We start from the raw sequence: 16,982 nt of genomic DNA, 5'->3' as shown, positions 1-16,982 counted from the left end.
ACAATTACTTATTGATTTTTTATCAAATAATAATTTGATGCGTATCCCGCAAGTTGTTGATTTTAAAGTTGAAAAGTGACGGATATATGAAAAACTTACTTGATTTTAATCGGGTAAGTTTTTGTTTTTGTTTAAACTAACCACTCTTAAACGTCAATATACTTTAAGAAAAATGTTGATTTTACAAAAAATGAGGCTTATATTTTATATAACTTAATATTATGAAGTGATTAATTTGGAAACAATTAAACAAGAAGTAAGAGAATCTATTGTTAAAGGAATTATCGCGGGATATAAGGACTATGTTAATGAGAGAAATGAAGTCAAGAAACGTATGGTGATTAGTGATGCCTATGCCTTTACTAAATCTAATCATATTGAAAGTCAAGTTGCTAAGCATTTGGAAAATTTTGTTAAGTATATTAAAGAAAATGCTGGACCATCATGGAAGTATTTAAAGTTTATATTTAATAAAGATGAAGAGAAAAATAATATCATGTTTATATTGAAAAATGAAGATTACTTTGATGAAAAAAATGTAAGCGTAGGGAAGAGTTTAGTTGCTGATAAAAATCCAAAAAGTAAAAACTACCTAGAGGTACTTATGGCTAAGAATAGGGACATTAATTTTGGTACTGTTGGAGAAGATTTTGAAATTGGGCATCAAATGACTGCAGATAGTATATTATTTAATATAAAAGAAGGCAGTAATAGAGATATTAATTCTTATTTTTTAATTATTACATATCGTATTGATAAAGAATCAAAGCAATTAGCTGCAATCAAACAATGGTTACCAAATCCAGAAACAAATTCTGCAATTATGGTTGATGATTTGACAGAGTTAATAGAAAAAGTAATAGTAGAAAGAGAAGATTATCATATTGACGAAGAAGAGTTAGAAGTACTTAAAAACGATGGAGAGTTAGAACTCATAGATGTGGAACATGCATTTGGTATCAGTATCGATGAAGGTAACGATATGATTGAAAGTGAAAGGTGAAGTTAATGTTTATTGGCAAGAATTTAGAATACGTGAGAAAGCTTAATGCTCTAAGTAGAAAAGAATTATCAGAAAAAATAAATGTGAGTGAACAAGCAATTTGGCAATATGAAACAAAAAATATGATGCCAGAAATTAGTAAAATTTATGATATGACATCTATTTTTAATGTTAAATCTAGCTACTTTATTAGCGAGCAGCCCGAAGAGCTCCTAATAAATTCTGTCGATAAACATAGTATAGCTTTTAGAGCAAAAAATTATAAAGTATCTACGAAACTATTAAATAAGCAATATTATCAAGCAATGTATTTATCTAATTTAACTAGCTACTTATTTTCTTTTGTAACGATACCGGATAATATTATTTTATCTTTAATAAATAATTTAGATGAATTGTTGAATGGCAATTTAGAATCACTAAATAAAAAAGAAAGCATAAAAGAAATTGCTAAAGTTGTGAGGGCTAAAATTCTTCAAGATGAAAGCAACGAAGCACTATTATTTATGCTTGAAAAAGCGGGTATAGTTATATACGAAAAGCGAATTAATGATAGCATAGACGCATATAGTTTTTGGAGTAAAGATCAGACACCTTTTATTATACTGGGTACAAATAGGGGGGTAGCAGTTAGAAGGAATTTTGATCTTGCACATGAGCTGGGACATCTCGTTCTACATCGTCATATTCAATTCGACTTATTATCTCCTGAAGAATATAAGACAATTGAACATGAGGCAGATATTTTCGCCTCTGAATTTTTACTACCTGAAGAAGCGTTTAAAAAAGACTTTGATCAAATGACCAAAAAATCAAATCCTGATTATTTAGCTGTATTGAAAGAAAAATGGTATGTTTCTATACAAGCAATTGCAATGAGAGCTTATTATCTAGGCCTAATGTCTAGTACTCAGTACAGATATTTTTGGGCATCATTAAATAAAAAAGGCTATAAAAGTAAAGAGCCTTTAGACGACGTGATTGAAATGTCACGTCCTGTCAAAATGAATAGTTTATTAAAGTTGTATTTTGATAGAAATATACTGACACCACAAAAATTATTGAATTATTTAAAAGTTGATGAAACATTTTTGAATCATCTAGCAGGTATTAATTTAAAACTCTTTAAGGATTATGTTAATGAAAATAGAGAATATAATATAACGAATCTATATAAATAAGGCACCAATATTTAAAACTCGAGCTGAAAAGATCATCATTTCAGTTCGAGTTTTTTTGTGTAACATCTGTTGATAGGTAGCGACAAGGACCTTTTAATGTTGTGTTTTGTGCGATATAACAAGCTTTTTAGGCTATTAAAGAATATTCAGAATTAAATATAAAATTATGAATAAATTATGTCATTGAAAAAATTATGATTATAAAATCATTCTAAAAACACCGAAATAACAATGATTTCATGAAAACATTTATTTTAAAATTTGATATTTGTTCAAATAATATTCGAAATTAAACTTTTTTGCATAGAATTTTCTTTATATCCTGAGAGACATGTACTATAATGTTTGTGAAATAATTCACAAAGTATAAAGGAGTGGTTGTATATGTTAACTATACCTGAAAAAGAAAATCGTGGATCGAAAGAACAAGAAGTGGCAATTATGATTGATGCTCTAGCTGACAAAGGGAAAAAAGCATTAGAAGCATTATCTAAAAAGTCACAAGAAGAAATTGATCATATTGTTCATCAAATGAGCTTAGCAGCTGTTGATCAACATATGGTGCTAGCAAAATTAGCACATGAAGAAACTGGAAGAGGTATATACGAAGATAAAGCGATTAAAAATTTATACGCTTCTGAATATATATGGAATTCAATAAAAGACAATAAGACAGTAGGGATTATTGGTGAAGATAAAGAAAAAGGATTAACGTATGTAGCGGAACCAATTGGTGTTATTTGTGGTGTTACGCCAACAACAAATCCTACGTCGACAACTATTTTTAAAGCGATGATTGCAATTAAGACAGGAAATCCAATCATTTTTGCATTCCATCCAAGTGCACAAGAATCGTCGAAGCGTGCAGCAGAAGTTGTATTAGAAGCGGCAATGAAGGCAGGTGCACCTAAAGATATTATTCAGTGGATTGAAGTGCCTTCTATCGAAGCAACAAAACAATTAATGAATCACAAAGGTATTGCATTAGTTCTAGCAACAGGTGGTTCGGGCATGGTTAAGTCTGCATATTCAACTGGCAAACCGGCATTAGGTGTGGGACCAGGTAACGTGCCGTCTTACATTGAAAAAACAGCACACATTAAACGTGCAGTAAATGATATCATTGGTTCAAAAACATTTGATAATGGTATGATTTGTGCTTCTGAACAAGTTGTAGTCATTGATAAAGAAATTTATAAAGATGTTACTAATGAATTTAAAGCACATCAAGCATACTTTGTTAAAAAAGATGAATTACAACGCTTAGAAAATGCAATTATGAATGAACAAAAAACAGGTATTAAGCCTGATATTGTCGGTAAATCTGCAGTTGAAATAGCTGAATTAGCAGGTATACCTGTCCCCGAAAATACAAAACTTATCATAGCCGAAATTAGCGGTGTAGGTTCAGACTATCCGTTATCTCGTGAAAAATTATCTCCAGTATTAGCCTTAGTAAAAGCCCAATCTACAAAACAAGCATTTCAAATTTGTGAAGACACACTACATTTTGGTGGATTAGGACACACAGCCGTTATCCATACAGAAGATGAAACATTACAAAAAGATTTTGGACTAAGAATGAAAGCTTGTCGTGTACTTGTAAATACACCATCAGCGGTTGGAGGTATTGGTGATATGTATAACGAATTGATTCCGTCTTTAACATTAGGTTGTGGTTCGTACGGTAGAAACTCAATTTCACATAATGTTAGTGCGACAGATTTATTAAACATTAAAACGATTGCTAAACGACGTAATAATACTCAAATTTTCAAGGTGCCTGCTCAAATTTATTTTGAAGAAAATGCAATCATGAGTCTAACAACAATGGACAAGATTGAAAAAGTGATGATTGTCTGTGACCCTGGTATGGTAGAATTCGGTTATACAAAAACAGTTGAGAATGTATTAAGACAAAGAACGGAACAGCCTCAAATTAAAATATTTAGCGAAGTCGAACCGAACCCATCAACTAATACAGTATATAAAGGTCTGGAAATGATGGTTGATTTCCAACCAGATACAATCATTGCACTTGGTGGTGGTTCAGCGATGGATGCTGCAAAAGCAATGTGGATGTTCTTTGAACACCCTGAGACATCATTCTTCGGTGCTAAACAAAAGTTCCTAGACATCGGTAAACGTACTTATAAAATAGGCATGCCTGAAAATGCGACGTTCATTTGTATCCCTACGACATCAGGTACAGGTTCAGAAGTAACACCATTTGCAGTTATCACAGATAGTGAAACAAATGTAAAATATCCGTTGGCTGATTTTGCTTTAACACCTGACGTTGCAATTATTGACCCTCAATTTGTGATGAGTGTGCCAAAAAGCGTTACAGCAGATACAGGAATGGATGTACTAACGCATGCAATGGAATCATATGTATCTGTAATGGCTTCAGACTATACAAGAGGTTTGAGTCTACAAGCGATTAAATTGACGTTCGAATATTTAAAATCATCTGTTGAAAAGGGTGATAAAGTTTCAAGAGAGAAAATGCATAACGCATCAACTTTGGCTGGTATGGCATTTGCAAATGCATTCTTAGGCATTGCACACTCAATTGCACATAAAATTGGTGGCGAATATGGTATTCCGCATGGTAGAGCGAATGCGATATTACTACCGCATATTATCCGTTATAATGCCAAAGACCCGCAAAAACATGCATTATTCCCTAAATATGAGTTCTTCAGAGCAGATACAGATTATGCAGATATTGCCAAATTCTTAGGATTAAAAGGGAATACGACAGAAGCACTCGTAGAATCATTAGCTAAAGCTGTCTACGAATTAGGTCAATCAGTCGGAATTGAAATGAATTTGAAATCACAAGGTGTGTCTGAAGAAGAATTAAATGAATCAATTGATAGAATGGCAGAGCTCGCATTTGAAGATCAATGTACAACTGCTAATCCTAAAGAAGCACTAATCAGTGAAATCAAAGATATCATTCAAACATCATATGATTATAAGCAATAATCTATCTGATAATAATCATATAACTCACCTGAAATTACAAAAGTAAAAAATGCCACATAAACTTTAAGTCGATAATCATTTTACGGTTATCGGCTTTTATTTATTGCCAAATCTTCAGAGATACAAACTAGACAATCATTTTTTTAAATAAAGAAAATATTAAGATTGATACTCATTTCGCAAACTATTACTACTTTAGAGTATAATTATTTTTAATTTCATATAAATGAATATGCGTAAATAATGCGGTTTAAAAGTAATTAATTGTTTAAACGATATGTAATATGTAAATACTATATATATAATACCAATTTTAATGAAAATTTTTAAGGGAGGTAAATAATGGAAAGTACATTAGAATTAACAAAAATTAAAGAAGTATTACAAAAAAACTTGAAGATTTTAATTATTTTACCGCTATTATTTTTAATTATTAGCGCTATTGTTACATTTTTCGTCTTATCACCTAAATATCAAGCTAATACTCAAATCTTAGTGAATCAAACTAAGGGTGACAATCCTCAGTTTATGGCACAAGAGGTTCAAAGTAATATTCAACTTGTAAATACGTATAAAGAAATTGTTAAAAGTCCTAGAATTTTAGATGAGGTGTCAAAGGACTTAAATGATAAGTATTCACCATCTAAATTGTCGAGTATGTTGACAATTACAAACCAAGAAAATACGCAACTTATCAACATCCAAGTTAAAAGTGGTCATAAACAAGATTCGGAAAAAATTGCGAATAGCTTCGCTAAAGTTACAAGTAAACAAATTCCGAAGATTATGAGTGTGGATAACGTATCAATTTTATCTAAAGCAGACGGTACAGCAGTTAAAGTCGCACCAAAAACTGTAGTGAATCTAATCGGTGCATTCTTTTTAGGATTAGTTGTCGCGCTTATATATATCTTCTTCAAAGTAATTTTCGATAAGCGAATTAAAGATGAAGAAGATGTAGAGAAAGAATTAGGATTGCCTGTATTGGGTTCAATTCAAAAATTTAATTAAGGATGGTTGCTACTTATGTCAAAAAAGGAAAATACGACAACAACACTATTTGTATATGAAAAACCAAAATCAACAATTAGTGAAAAGTTTCGAGGTATACGTTCAAACATCATGTTTTCAAAAGCAAATGGTGAAGTAAAGCGCTTATTGGTTACTTCTGAAAAGCCTGGTGCAGGTAAAAGTACAGTTGTATCGAATGTAGCGATTACTTATGCACAAGCAGGCTATAAGACATTAGTTATTGATGGCGATATGCGTAAGCCAACACAAAACTATATTTTTAATGAGCAAAATAATAATGGACTATCAAGCTTAATCATTGGTCGAACGACTATGTCAGAAGCAATTACGTCGACAGAAATTGAAAATTTAGATTTGCTAACAGCTGGCCCTGTACCTCCAAATCCATCTGAGTTAATTGGGTCTGAAAGGTTCAAAGAATTAGTTGATCTGTTTAATAAACGTTACGACATTATTATTGTCGATACACCGCCAGTTAATACTGTGACTGATGCACAACTATATGCGCGTGCTATTAAAGATAGTCTGTTAGTAATTGATAGTGAAAAAAATGATAAAAATGAAGTTAAAAAAGCAAAAGCACTTATGGAAAAAGCAGGCAGTAACATTCTAGGTGTCATTTTGAACAAGACAAAGGTCGATAAATCTTCTAGTTATTATCACTATTATGGAGATGAATAAGTATGATTGATATTCATAACCATATATTGCCTAATATCGATGACGGTCCGACAAATGAAACAGAGATGATGGATCTTTTAAAACAAGCGACAACACAAGGTGTTACAGAAATCATTGTAACATCACATCACTTACATCCTCGATATACCACACCTATAGAAAAAGTGAAATCATGTTTAAACCATATTGAAAGCTTAGAGGAAGTACAAGCACTAAATCTAAAGTTTTATTATGGTCAGGAAATAAGAATTACCGATCAAATCCTTAATGATATTGATCGAAAAGTTATTACCGGTATTAATGATTCACGCTATTTACTAATAGAATTTCCATCAAATGAAGTTCCACACTATACTGATCAATTATTTTTCGAATTACAGAGTAAAGGCTTTGTACCGATTATTGCACATCCAGAGCGGAATAAAGCAATAAGTCAAAACCTTGACATACTATACGATTTAATTAACAAAGGTGCTTTAAGTCAAGTGACAACGGCGTCATTAGCGGGTATTTCCGGTAAAAAAATTAGAAAATTAGCAATTCAAATGATTGAAAACAATCTGACACATTTCATCGGTTCAGATGCGCATAACACAGAAATCAGACCGTTCTTAATGAAAGACTTATTTAATGATAAGAAATTACGTGATTATTATGAAGATATGAACGGATTTATTAGTAATGCGAAGTTAGTTGTTGATGATAAAAAAATTCCTAAACGAATGCCACAACAAGATTATAAACAGAAAAGATGGTTTGGGTTATAAACAGCAAATGAGGGGTTTTATGGCACATTTATCTGTGAAATTGCGGCTTTTAATACTAGCATTAATCGATTCACTGATAGTGACATTTTCAGTATTCGTAAGTTATTACATTTTAGAACCGTATTTCAAAACATATTCTGTCAAATTATTAATATTGGCAGCTATATCACTATTCATATCGCATCATATTTCAGCATTTATTTTTAATATGTATCATCGAGCGTGGGAATATGCCAGTGTGAGTGAATTGATTTTAATTGTTAAAGCTGTGACGACATCTATCGTTATTACGATGGTGGTCGTGACAATTGTTACAGGCAATAGACCGTTTTTTAGATTGTATTTAATTACTTGGATGATGCACTTGATTTTAATAGGTGGCTCAAGGTTATTTTGGCGTATTTATCGGAAATACCTTGGAGGTAAGTCATTTAATAAGAAGCCAACTTTAGTTGTTGGTGCTGGTCAAGCAGGTTCAATGCTGATTAGACAAATGTTGAAAAGTGACGAAATGAAACTTGAACCGGTATTAGCAGTCGATGATGACGAACATAAACGCAATATCACAATTACTGAGGGTGTAAAAGTCCAAGGTAAAATTGCGGATATTCCAGAACTAGTGAGGAAATATAAGATTAAAAAAATCATCATTGCAATTCCAACTATTGGTCAAGAGCGTTTGAAAGAAATTAATAATATTTGCCATATGGATGGCGTTGAGTTATTGAAAATGCCAAATATAGAAGACGTCATGTCTGGTGAGTTAGAAGTGAATCAACTGAAAAAAGTTGAAGTAGAAGATTTACTAGGCAGAGATCCTGTTGAATTAGATATGGATATGATATCAAATGAATTGACGAATAAAACTATTTTAGTTACGGGTGCAGGTGGTTCAATAGGATCAGAAATTTGTAGACAAGTTTGTAATTTCTATCCAGAACGTATTATTCTACTTGGCCATGGTGAAAACAGTATTTATTTAATCAATCGTGAATTGCGAAATCGCTTCGGAAAAAATGTTGATATCGTTCCTATTATAGCGGATGTGCAAAATAGAGCGCGTATGTTTGAAATTATGGAAACGTATAAACCATACGCAGTTTATCATGCAGCAGCACACAAGCACGTGCCGTTAATGGAAGACAACCCTGAAGAAGCAGTACATAATAATATTTTAGGTACGAAAAATACTGCTGAAGCTGCTAAAAATGCAGAGGTAAAGAAATTCGTTATGATTTCTACGGATAAAGCCGTTAATCCGCCTAATGTCATGGGAGCTTCAAAGCGAATTGCAGAAATGATTATTCAAAGTTTAAATGATGAAACGCATCGAACAAATTTTGTTGCAGTGAGATTTGGTAATGTACTTGGATCGAGAGGATCTGTGATTCCACTTTTCAAAAGTCAAATTGAAGAAGGTGGGCCAGTTACTGTGACACATCCTGAAATGACACGTTACTTTATGACAATTCCTGAAGCTTCTAGACTAGTTTTGCAGGCAGGGGCATTAGCAGAAGGTGGCGAAGTATTTGTGCTAGATATGGGAGAACCAGTGAAAATTGTAGATTTGGCACGTAATTTAATTAAGCTAAGTGGTAAAAAAGAAGACGACATACGCATTACTTATACAGGGATTAGACCCGGCGAAAAAATGTTTGAAGAGCTTATGAATAAAGATGAGGTTCATCCTGAACAAGTATTTGAAAAAATTTATCGTGGCAAAGTACAACATATGAAATGTAATGAAGTTGAAGCGATTATTCAAGACATCGTCAATGACTTTAGTAAAGAAAAAATTATTAACTATGCCAATGGCAAAAAGGGAGATAATTATGTTCGATGACAAAATTTTATTAATTACTGGGGGCACAGGATCATTCGGTAATGCTGTTATGAAACGGTTTTTAGATTCTAATATTAAAGAAATTCGTATTTTTTCACGCGATGAGAAAAAACAAGATGACATTCGAAAAAAATATAATAATTCAAAATTAAAGTTCTACATTGGTGATGTGCGTGATAGTCAAAGTGTAGAAACAGCAATGCGAGATGTTGATTACGTATTCCATGCAGCAGCTTTAAAACAAGTGCCGTCATGTGAATTCTTTCCAGTTGAGGCAGTGAAGACAAATATTATTGGTACAGAAAATGTCTTACAAAGTGCTATTCATCAAAATGTTAAAAAAGTCATATGTTTATCTACAGATAAGGCAGCGTATCCTATTAATGCTATGGGTATTTCAAAAGCAATGATGGAAAAAGTATTCGTAGCCAAATCAAGAAATATTCGTAGTGAACAAACGCTTATTTGTGGTACAAGATACGGTAATGTGATGGCTTCAAGAGGATCAGTAATACCTTTGTTTATCGACAAAATCAAAGCTGGAGAACCTTTAACGATTACAGATCCTGATATGACAAGATTTTTAATGAGCTTAGAAGATGCGGTAGAACTAGTTGTTCATGCATTTAAGCATGCAGAGACAGGAGATATTATGGTTCAAAAAGCACCAAGCTCAACGGTAGGGGATCTTGCGACCGCATTATTAGAATTGTTTGAAGCTGATAATGCAATTGAAATCATTGGTACGCGACATGGAGAGAAAAAAGCAGAAACATTGTTGACGAGAGAAGAATACGCACAATGTGAAGATATGGGTGATTATTTTAGAGTGCCGGCAGACTCCAGAGATTTAAATTATAGTAATTATGTTGAAACCGGTAACGAAAAGATTACGCAATCTTATGAATATAACTCCGATAATACACATATTTTAACGGTGGAAGAGATAAAAGAAAAACTTTTAACACTAGAATATGTTAGAAACGAATTGAATGATTATAAAGCTTCAATGAGATAGGAGAGATTGACGTTGAATATTGTAATTACAGGAGCAAAAGGTTTTGTAGGAAAAAACTTGAAAGCAGATTTAACATCAACGACAGATCATCATATTTTCGAAGTACATCGACAAACTAAAGAGGAAGAATTAGAGTCAGCATTGTTGAAAGCAGACTTTATCGTGCATTTAGCGGGTGTTAATCGACCTGAACATGACAAAGAATTCAGCTTAGGAAACGTGAGTTATTTAGATCATGTACTTGATATATTAACTAGAAATACGAAAAAGCCAGCGATATTATTATCGTCTTCAATACAAGCAACACAAGATAATCCTTATGGTGAGAGTAAGTTGCAAGGGGAACAGCTATTAAGAGAGTATGCCGAAGAGTATGGCAATACGGTTTATATTTATCGCTGGCCAAATTTATTCGGCAAGTGGTGTAAGCCGAATTATAACTCAGTGATAGCAACATTTTGTTACAAAATTGCACGTAACGAAGAGATTCAAGTTAATGATCGGAATGTTGAACTAACGCTAAACTACGTGGATGATATCGTCGCTGAAATAAAGCGTGCTATTGAAGGAACTCCAACGATTGAAAATGGTGTACCTACAGTACCAAACGTATTTAAAGTGACATTGGGAGAAATTGTAGATTTATTATACAAGTTCAAACAGTCACGTCTCGATCGAACATTGCCGAAATTAGATAACTTGTTTGAAAAAGATTTGTATAGTACGTATTTAAGCTATCTACCTAGTACAGACTTTAGTTATCCCTTACTTATGAATGTGGATGATAGGGGTTCTTTTACAGAATTTATAAAAACACCGGATCGTGGTCAAGTTTCTGTAAATATTTCTAAACCAGGTATTACTAAAGGTAATCACTGGCACCATACTAAAAACGAAAAATTTCTAGTCGTATCAGGTAAAGGGGTAATTCGTTTTAGACATGTTAATGATGATGAAATCATTGAATATTACGTTTCTGGCGATAAATTAGAAGTTGTAGACATACCAGTAGGATACACACATAATATTGAAAATTTAGGCGACACAGATATGGTAACTATTATGTGGGTGAATGAAATGTTTGATCCAAATCAGCCAGATACGTATTTCTTGGAGGTATAGCGCATGGAAAAACTGAAATTAATGACAATAGTTGGTACAAGGCCTGAAATCATTCGTTTATCATCAACGATTAAAGCATGTGATCAATATTTTAATCAGATATTAGTACACACTGGTCAAAATTATGATTATACATTGAATCAAATTTTCTTTGATGATTTGGAATTAAGACAACCGGACCACTACTTAGAGGCAGTTGGAAGTAACCTTGGAGAAACGATGGGGAATATTATTGCGAAGACATATGACGTTTTATTACGCGAACAACCAGATGCACTTTTAATTCTTGGTGATACAAATAGTTGTTTAGCAGCAGTATCTGCTAAACGATTAAAGATTCCTGTGTTCCACATGGAAGCGGGTAATAGATGCTTTGATCAGAATGTACCTGAAGAAATCAATCGTAAAATTGTTGACCATGTCAGTGATGTGAATCTACCTTATACAGAACATAGCAGACGGTATTTATTAGATGAAGGCTTCAATAAAGCGAATATCTTTGTGACAGGATCACCGATGACAGAAGTGATAGAAGCGCATCGAGATAAAATTAATCACAGTGACGTTTTAAATAAACTAGGATTAGAACCGCAACAATACATTTTAGTATCTGCGCATAGAGAAGAGAATATCGATAATGAAAAGAATTTTAAATCATTAATGAATGCGATAAATGATATTGCCAAAAAGTATAAAATGCCTGTGATTTATTCAACGCATCCAAGAAGTTGGAAGAAAATTGAAGAAAGTAAATTTGAATTTGATCCATTAGTTAAACAGTTAAAGCCATTTGGTTTCTTTGATTATAATGCATTGCAAAAAGATGCATTTGTTGTGCTATCAGATAGTGGAACATTGTCAGAAGAGTCGTCTATTTTGAAGTTCCCTGGTGTCCTTATTCGAACTTCCACAGAAAGACCGGAAGTACTAGATAAAGGTACGGTTATTGTAGGTGGTATTACCTATAACAATCTAATCCAATCCGTTGAACTAGCAAGAGAGATGCAAAACAATAACGAACCGATGATTGATGCTATTGATTATAAAGACACTAACGTTTCGACAAAGGTAGTTAAAATTATTCAAAGCTATAAAGATATTATCAATCGAAATACTTGGAGGAAATGACGATGAGGATAGCGATTGAAAAGATAATTGGTTTGCTGAAAAACCAGTCCTCTAAAGAATCGAATGTTAAGATTCATCGCTTGGCGTATATTACAAACTCAAAATTTGATGGCAATAACTATATAGATAGATGGTGTAAAATCAGGAATTCTCACATTGGTGAATACAGTTATATTGGATTTGGTAGTGATTTTAATAATGTAGAAGTAGGAAGATATTGTTCGATATCTTCGGATGTAAAAATTGGGTTAGGAAAACATCCTACACACTTTTTTAGCTCATCACCGATTTTTTATTCTAATAATAATCCATTTAACATAAAGCAAAAGTTTATAGACTTTAATGACCAACCAAGCCGTACAACAATTAAAAATGATGTGTGGATTGGTGCAAATGTAATTATTATGGATGGATTAACAATAAATACTGGTGCAGTCATAGCAGCCGGCTCAGTTGTTACTAAAAATGTAGGAGCATATGAGGTTGTTGGTGGGGTTCCTGCAAAAGTGATTAAGAAGCGATTTGACAATAAAACAATTGAAAAACTTTTGGAAAGCAAGTGGTGGGAGAAAACGCCTGACAAACTAAAAGGATTTTCGGTTGAATATTTAAATAAAAAGGATACTTAATGATATGAGAATTTTAAATATTGTATCGAGTAATATTGTTCAAGACCCAAGGGTACTTAAACAAATAGAAACAATTAAAGGCGTTACGAATGATTATAAAATTGTTGGAATGAATAATTCACAAGCTACTAATAGGCGATTGGAAAATTTAGATTGTAATTATCGTTTGTTAGGTAGCAAGGTAGATCCCAAAAATATTCTTTCTAAATTAATTAAGCGTATAAGATTTGCAACAGGTGTTATCCGAGAAATTAAAGCTTTTAAACCTGACGTGATTCATGCAAATGATTTCGACGTATTATTAATGGTCTATTTAAGCAATTATAAAAAAGCTAATATTGTTTATGATGCGCATGAAATATATGCGAAAAATGCCTTTATTAATAAAGTTCCACTTATTTCAAAGTTTGTAGAAAGTATAGAAAAACACATAGTAAAACATCGTGTTAATGCCTTCGTAACAGTAAGTCATGCAGCAAAAGAATATTATCAATCTAAAGGATATAAGAAGGAAGCGAATGTTATTACGAATGCACCTATTTTAAATGATAGCAGAGAATTTAAAGAAATCGAAAACTTTAAAGAAATCGTATATCAAGGTCAAATTGTAATGGACAGAGGATATGAAGAGTTTATTATTGCTTCATCAGCTTTTAAACAAAATGCTCCTTCATTCATAATTCGAGGGTTTGGTCCGCATGAAGAAGTGATAAAAGAACTGATTAGTTATAACTCGGAAAATATTAGGTTGGATAAACCAGTTGAAGTAAAAGAATTGGTTGATAAGTTAGCAGAAAGTAATGTTGGTGTTATCTTGACGAAACCTGTATCTATTAATTTTGAATATACAGTATCTAATAAAATTTTTGAATGTATACATGCTGGTTTACCAGTAATTTTATCTCCTGTCAAAGAGCATATTTATCTCAATGAAAAATATAAATTTGGCATTGTTTTAAAGGAAGTTACGCCGTTAGAAATTGAAAAGGCGGTTAGAAAATTAAGAGATAATCACGATTTGTTTAATCATTTACGTCAAAATGCAATTAAGGCGTCTAAAATTTTGAATTGGCAAATAGAAAGTGAACGATTAGTAGAATTATATAAATTTTAAAGAGAGGTAAACTATGAAATTTTTTGTACTTTGTGCAATTATCAGCATGAACATATTTATAGTAATCTCTACATTTACTAAAGAAGTATTAGGGTTCCCTATAGAGCCGGTGTATTACTCAACCATGGTTGGTATAGCATTAATTACTACGGTGTTTGCTATTTATAAGATAATTGTCACGCAAGAAATTCCGCGAGGGTTAATATTATTAATTGCTATATGTTTGCTTTATCTAGCTTTTTATTATTTTTCACCAGATAAGGAAGAGAAACTAGCTAAAAATAATATTCTATTCTTTTTAACATGGGCAGTTCCAGCGGCAATTAGTGGTATTTATATTAAATATATAAACAAGGCTACGGTAGAAAGATTTTTTAAATTAGTATTTTTCATATTTTCTATTTCATTTATTTTTGTTATTTTAATACCAAAACTTACAGGTGAGATACCTAGCTATATCAATTTTGGACTTATGAACTATCAAAACGCTTCGTACCTTTCAGCATTTACTGCCGGATTAGGCATTTATTTCATTATGAAAGGTTCAGTGAAACATAAGTGGATATATGTTCTATTTACAATAATTGATATCCCTATTGTGTTTATACCAGGAGGGCGTGGAGGTGCTATTTTATTAATTCTTTACGGCTTATTTGCATTTATACTTATTACGTTTAAAAGAGGAATACCTATTGCAGTAAAAAGCATTATGTATATTTTTGCATTAAGCATATCTAGTGTATTGATTTACTTTCTTTTTACAAAAGGTTCGAATACTAGAACATTTTCATATCTACAAGGTGGAACACTTAATTTAGAAGGTACTTCTGGAAGAGGACCGATTTATGAAAAAGGTATTTACTTTATTCAACAAAGTCCGTTATTAGGCTATGGGCCATTTAACTATTATAAACTAATCGGAAATATACCACATAACATCATTATTGAGTTGATTCTATCATTTGGCTTATTAGGGTTTTTTATCATAATGATTTGCATTTTGCTACTAGTTTATAAAATGATTAGGAACTATGATCCAAACACTATAGATTTACTCGTTATGTTTATAGCAATCTATCCAATCACATTATTAATGTTTAGTTCAAATTATTTAGTTGTAAGTGAATTTTGGTTTGTGTTGTTCTATTTTATTACAAAAGGACGGCGTCATCATGGTTAAGAAAGTTTTTATTATGGATAGCGTAAAGACAATAATTGGTACGTTGCTTATAGCTTTAGGATTACAATTTTTAGCTTATCCAATTATTAATCAACGAGTAGGTAATGAAGCGTTTGGTTCTATTTTAACGATTTATACAATAATAACAATCACGAGTGTTGTATTAGGCAATACGCTTAACAATATACGATTAATTAATATGAATCTATACAAATCCAATCATTACTACTGGAAATTTGTGTCGATACTTTTAATTTCAATTCTGATTGAGAGTATAGCTTTAATTATTGTATTTCTTTACTTTTTTAATTTGAACACCATCGATATTATCTTTTTAATTCTACTTAATATTTTAATGTGTTTAAGGATTTATCTGAATGTATTTTTTAGGATGACTTTAAAATATAATCAGATTTTGTATATTGCTCTTATTCAATTTTTAGGTTTGCTGATAGGACTATTTCTATATTATTTAATCCAAAACTGGATTGTTTGTTTTATTACCAGTGAATTGTTTGCAACGATATATACATTGGTTAAATTACGGGGATTAACTATAGGCGAGTATCAAAGTGAAGATAATAATGTGGTCAAAGATTATGTGATGCTACTGAGTACAAATAGCCTTAATAATTTGAATCTCTACTTAGATAGATTAATCTTATTACCAATTATAGGTGGAACAGCTGTAACTATATCATTTCTTTCAACATTTATTGGGAAAATGTTAGCTACATTTCTGTATCCGATTAATAATGTAGTACTTTCATATATTTCTGTAAATGAAAGCGACAATATAAAGAAGCAATATTTGAAAACTAATCTATTTGCTATAGCTGCACTATGTTTAGTCATGATTATATGTTATCCAATTACATTAATTATTGTCTCTTTACTGTATAACATTGATTCAAGTTTATATTCGAAGTTTATTATTTTAGGTAATATAGGTGTTTTATTCAATGCAGTGAGTATTATGATCCAAACTTTAAATACAAAACACGCATCAATAACATTACAAGCGAATTATATGACGCTTCACACGATTACATTTATATTCATAACTATTTTAATGACAATTGCGTTTGGTCTAAATGGATTCTTTTGGACAACGCTGTTCAGCAACATTATTAAGTATGTGATTTTAAATATTATAGGTTTAAAGTCTAAATTCATTAATAAAAAGGACGTCGATTAGATGAGTGAAAAAAAGATTTTGATTTTATGTCAGTATTTTTATCCGGAATATGTATCTTCTGCGACGTTACCAACTCAATTGGCGGAAGATTT

Annotated in this window: 16 protein-coding genes; all 16 read left to right on the top strand. The window is 31.8% G+C overall.

The genetic code is table 11. The annotated features are described in order from the left end of the window. A partial coding sequence (locus IDG60_RS27445) for a hypothetical protein (protein WP_481906077.1) occupies positions 1–79 on the top strand: 79 nt, incomplete at its 5' end. A 156-nt stretch (positions 80–235) separates the two neighbouring features. Further along, entirely contained in the window at positions 236–1,003 is a 768-nt protein-coding gene (locus IDG60_RS10440; protein WP_000447776.1) for a spr1630 family ClpXP-sensitive toxin, read from the top strand. Positions 1,004–1,008: 5 nt separating this feature from the next. After that, positions 1,009–2,184 carry a spr1629 family repressor/antitoxin gene (locus IDG60_RS10435; protein ID WP_000469833.1) on the top strand — a complete coding sequence of 392 codons (1,176 nt, stop codon included), beginning with the start codon at positions 1,009–1,011 and terminating at the stop codon, positions 2,182–2,184. A gap of 384 nt (positions 2,185–2,568) precedes the next feature. Then, positions 2,569–5,178 (top strand): bifunctional acetaldehyde-CoA/alcohol dehydrogenase, encoded by a 2,610-nt coding sequence (adhE, locus tag IDG60_RS10430; protein ID WP_000955781.1) that lies wholly within the window; start codon positions 2,569–2,571, stop codon positions 5,176–5,178. A 342-nt stretch (positions 5,179–5,520) separates the two neighbouring features. After that, complete coding sequence (capA, locus tag IDG60_RS10425; RefSeq protein WP_000446299.1) at positions 5,521–6,189, top strand: capsular polysaccharide type 5/8 biosynthesis protein CapA; 669 nt, start codon at positions 5,521–5,523, stop codon at positions 6,187–6,189. Between the two features lie 15 nt (positions 6,190–6,204). Beyond that, a complete protein-coding gene (gene cap8B, locus IDG60_RS10420; RefSeq protein ID WP_000037332.1) occupies positions 6,205–6,891 on the top strand; it encodes a type 8 capsular polysaccharide synthesis protein Cap8B in 687 nt (228 codons plus the stop codon). A 2-nt stretch (positions 6,892–6,893) separates the two neighbouring features. After that, positions 6,894–7,658 carry a type 8 capsular polysaccharide synthesis protein Cap8C gene (gene cap8C, locus IDG60_RS10415; protein WP_000565304.1) on the top strand — a complete coding sequence of 255 codons (765 nt, stop codon included), beginning with the start codon at positions 6,894–6,896 and terminating at the stop codon, positions 7,656–7,658. A gap of 19 nt (positions 7,659–7,677) precedes the next feature. Then, positions 7,678–9,501, top strand: a complete 1,824-nt coding sequence (gene cap8D / locus IDG60_RS10410; protein WP_000940790.1) for a type 8 capsular polysaccharide synthesis protein Cap8D — start codon at positions 7,678–7,680, stop codon at positions 9,499–9,501. Beyond that, positions 9,491–10,519: a type 8 capsular polysaccharide synthesis protein Cap8E gene (gene cap8E, locus IDG60_RS10405; protein WP_000459062.1), complete on the top strand. Its 1,029-nt coding sequence runs from the start codon at positions 9,491–9,493 to the stop codon at positions 10,517–10,519. The genes cap8D and cap8E overlap by 11 nt, the downstream gene beginning before the upstream one ends. Positions 10,520–10,531: 12 nt before the next feature. Beyond that, a complete protein-coding gene (gene cap8F, locus IDG60_RS10400) occupies positions 10,532–11,641 on the top strand; it encodes a type 8 capsular polysaccharide synthesis protein Cap8F (protein WP_001028283.1) in 1,110 nt (369 codons plus the stop codon). 3 nt (positions 11,642–11,644) lie between these two features. After that, positions 11,645–12,769, top strand: a complete 1,125-nt coding sequence (cap8G, locus tag IDG60_RS10395) for a type 8 capsular polysaccharide synthesis protein Cap8G (protein ID WP_000413171.1) — start codon at positions 11,645–11,647, stop codon at positions 12,767–12,769. A gap of 2 nt (positions 12,770–12,771) precedes the next feature. Continuing rightward, positions 12,772–13,398 carry a CatB-related O-acetyltransferase gene (locus IDG60_RS10390; protein ID WP_001216898.1) on the top strand — a complete coding sequence of 209 codons (627 nt, stop codon included), beginning with the start codon at positions 12,772–12,774 and terminating at the stop codon, positions 13,396–13,398. Between the two features lie 4 nt (positions 13,399–13,402). Further along, on the top strand, positions 13,403–14,512 hold the full coding sequence (locus IDG60_RS10385) for a glycosyltransferase (protein ID WP_001221646.1): 1,110 nt from the start codon (positions 13,403–13,405) through the stop codon (positions 14,510–14,512). 13 nt (positions 14,513–14,525) lie between these two features. Next, positions 14,526–15,692 carry an O-antigen ligase family protein gene (locus IDG60_RS10380; protein WP_000668175.1) on the top strand — a complete coding sequence of 389 codons (1,167 nt, stop codon included), beginning with the start codon at positions 14,526–14,528 and terminating at the stop codon, positions 15,690–15,692. Beyond that, positions 15,685–16,890: a capsular polysaccharide biosynthesis protein gene (locus IDG60_RS10375; protein WP_000239647.1), complete on the top strand. Its 1,206-nt coding sequence runs from the start codon at positions 15,685–15,687 to the stop codon at positions 16,888–16,890. Before IDG60_RS10380 ends, IDG60_RS10375 begins: the two co-directional genes overlap by 8 nt. Further along, positions 16,891–16,982: glycosyltransferase family 4 protein (locus IDG60_RS22295; RefSeq protein ID WP_149508671.1), on the top strand; the 92-nt coding region annotated here is incomplete at its 3' end.

This window comes from Staphylococcus sp. EG-SA-2, from assembly GCF_017152085.1.
The sequence above is the reverse complement of the archived record's forward strand: the minus strand, read 5'-3'. Positions and strand labels throughout refer to the sequence as shown.

Excerpts from the sequence above, each read along its gene's own strand:
- IDG60_RS10380 (WP_000668175.1), top strand. The coding sequence starts at position 14,526 with ATGAAATTTTTTGTACTTTGTGCAATTATCAGCATGAACATATTTATA.
- IDG60_RS10385 (WP_001221646.1), top strand. The coding sequence starts at position 13,403 with ATGAGAATTTTAAATATTGTATCGAGTAATATTGTTCAAGACCCAAGG.
- cap8C (WP_000565304.1), top strand. The coding sequence starts at position 6,894 with ATGATTGATATTCATAACCATATATTGCCTAATATCGATGACGGTCCG.
- cap8G (WP_000413171.1), top strand. The coding sequence starts at position 11,645 with ATGGAAAAACTGAAATTAATGACAATAGTTGGTACAAGGCCTGAAATC.
- IDG60_RS10375 (WP_000239647.1), top strand. The coding sequence starts at position 15,685 with ATGGTTAAGAAAGTTTTTATTATGGATAGCGTAAAGACAATAATTGGT.
- adhE (WP_000955781.1), top strand. The coding sequence starts at position 2,569 with ATGTTAACTATACCTGAAAAAGAAAATCGTGGATCGAAAGAACAAGAA.
- cap8E (WP_000459062.1), top strand. The coding sequence starts at position 9,491 with ATGTTCGATGACAAAATTTTATTAATTACTGGGGGCACAGGATCATTC.
- IDG60_RS10435 (WP_000469833.1), top strand. The coding sequence starts at position 1,009 with ATGTTTATTGGCAAGAATTTAGAATACGTGAGAAAGCTTAATGCTCTA.
- capA (WP_000446299.1), top strand. The coding sequence starts at position 5,521 with ATGGAAAGTACATTAGAATTAACAAAAATTAAAGAAGTATTACAAAAA.
- cap8D (WP_000940790.1), top strand. The coding sequence starts at position 7,678 with ATGGCACATTTATCTGTGAAATTGCGGCTTTTAATACTAGCATTAATC.
- cap8B (WP_000037332.1), top strand. The coding sequence starts at position 6,205 with ATGTCAAAAAAGGAAAATACGACAACAACACTATTTGTATATGAAAAA.
- IDG60_RS10390 (WP_001216898.1), top strand. The coding sequence starts at position 12,772 with ATGAGGATAGCGATTGAAAAGATAATTGGTTTGCTGAAAAACCAGTCC.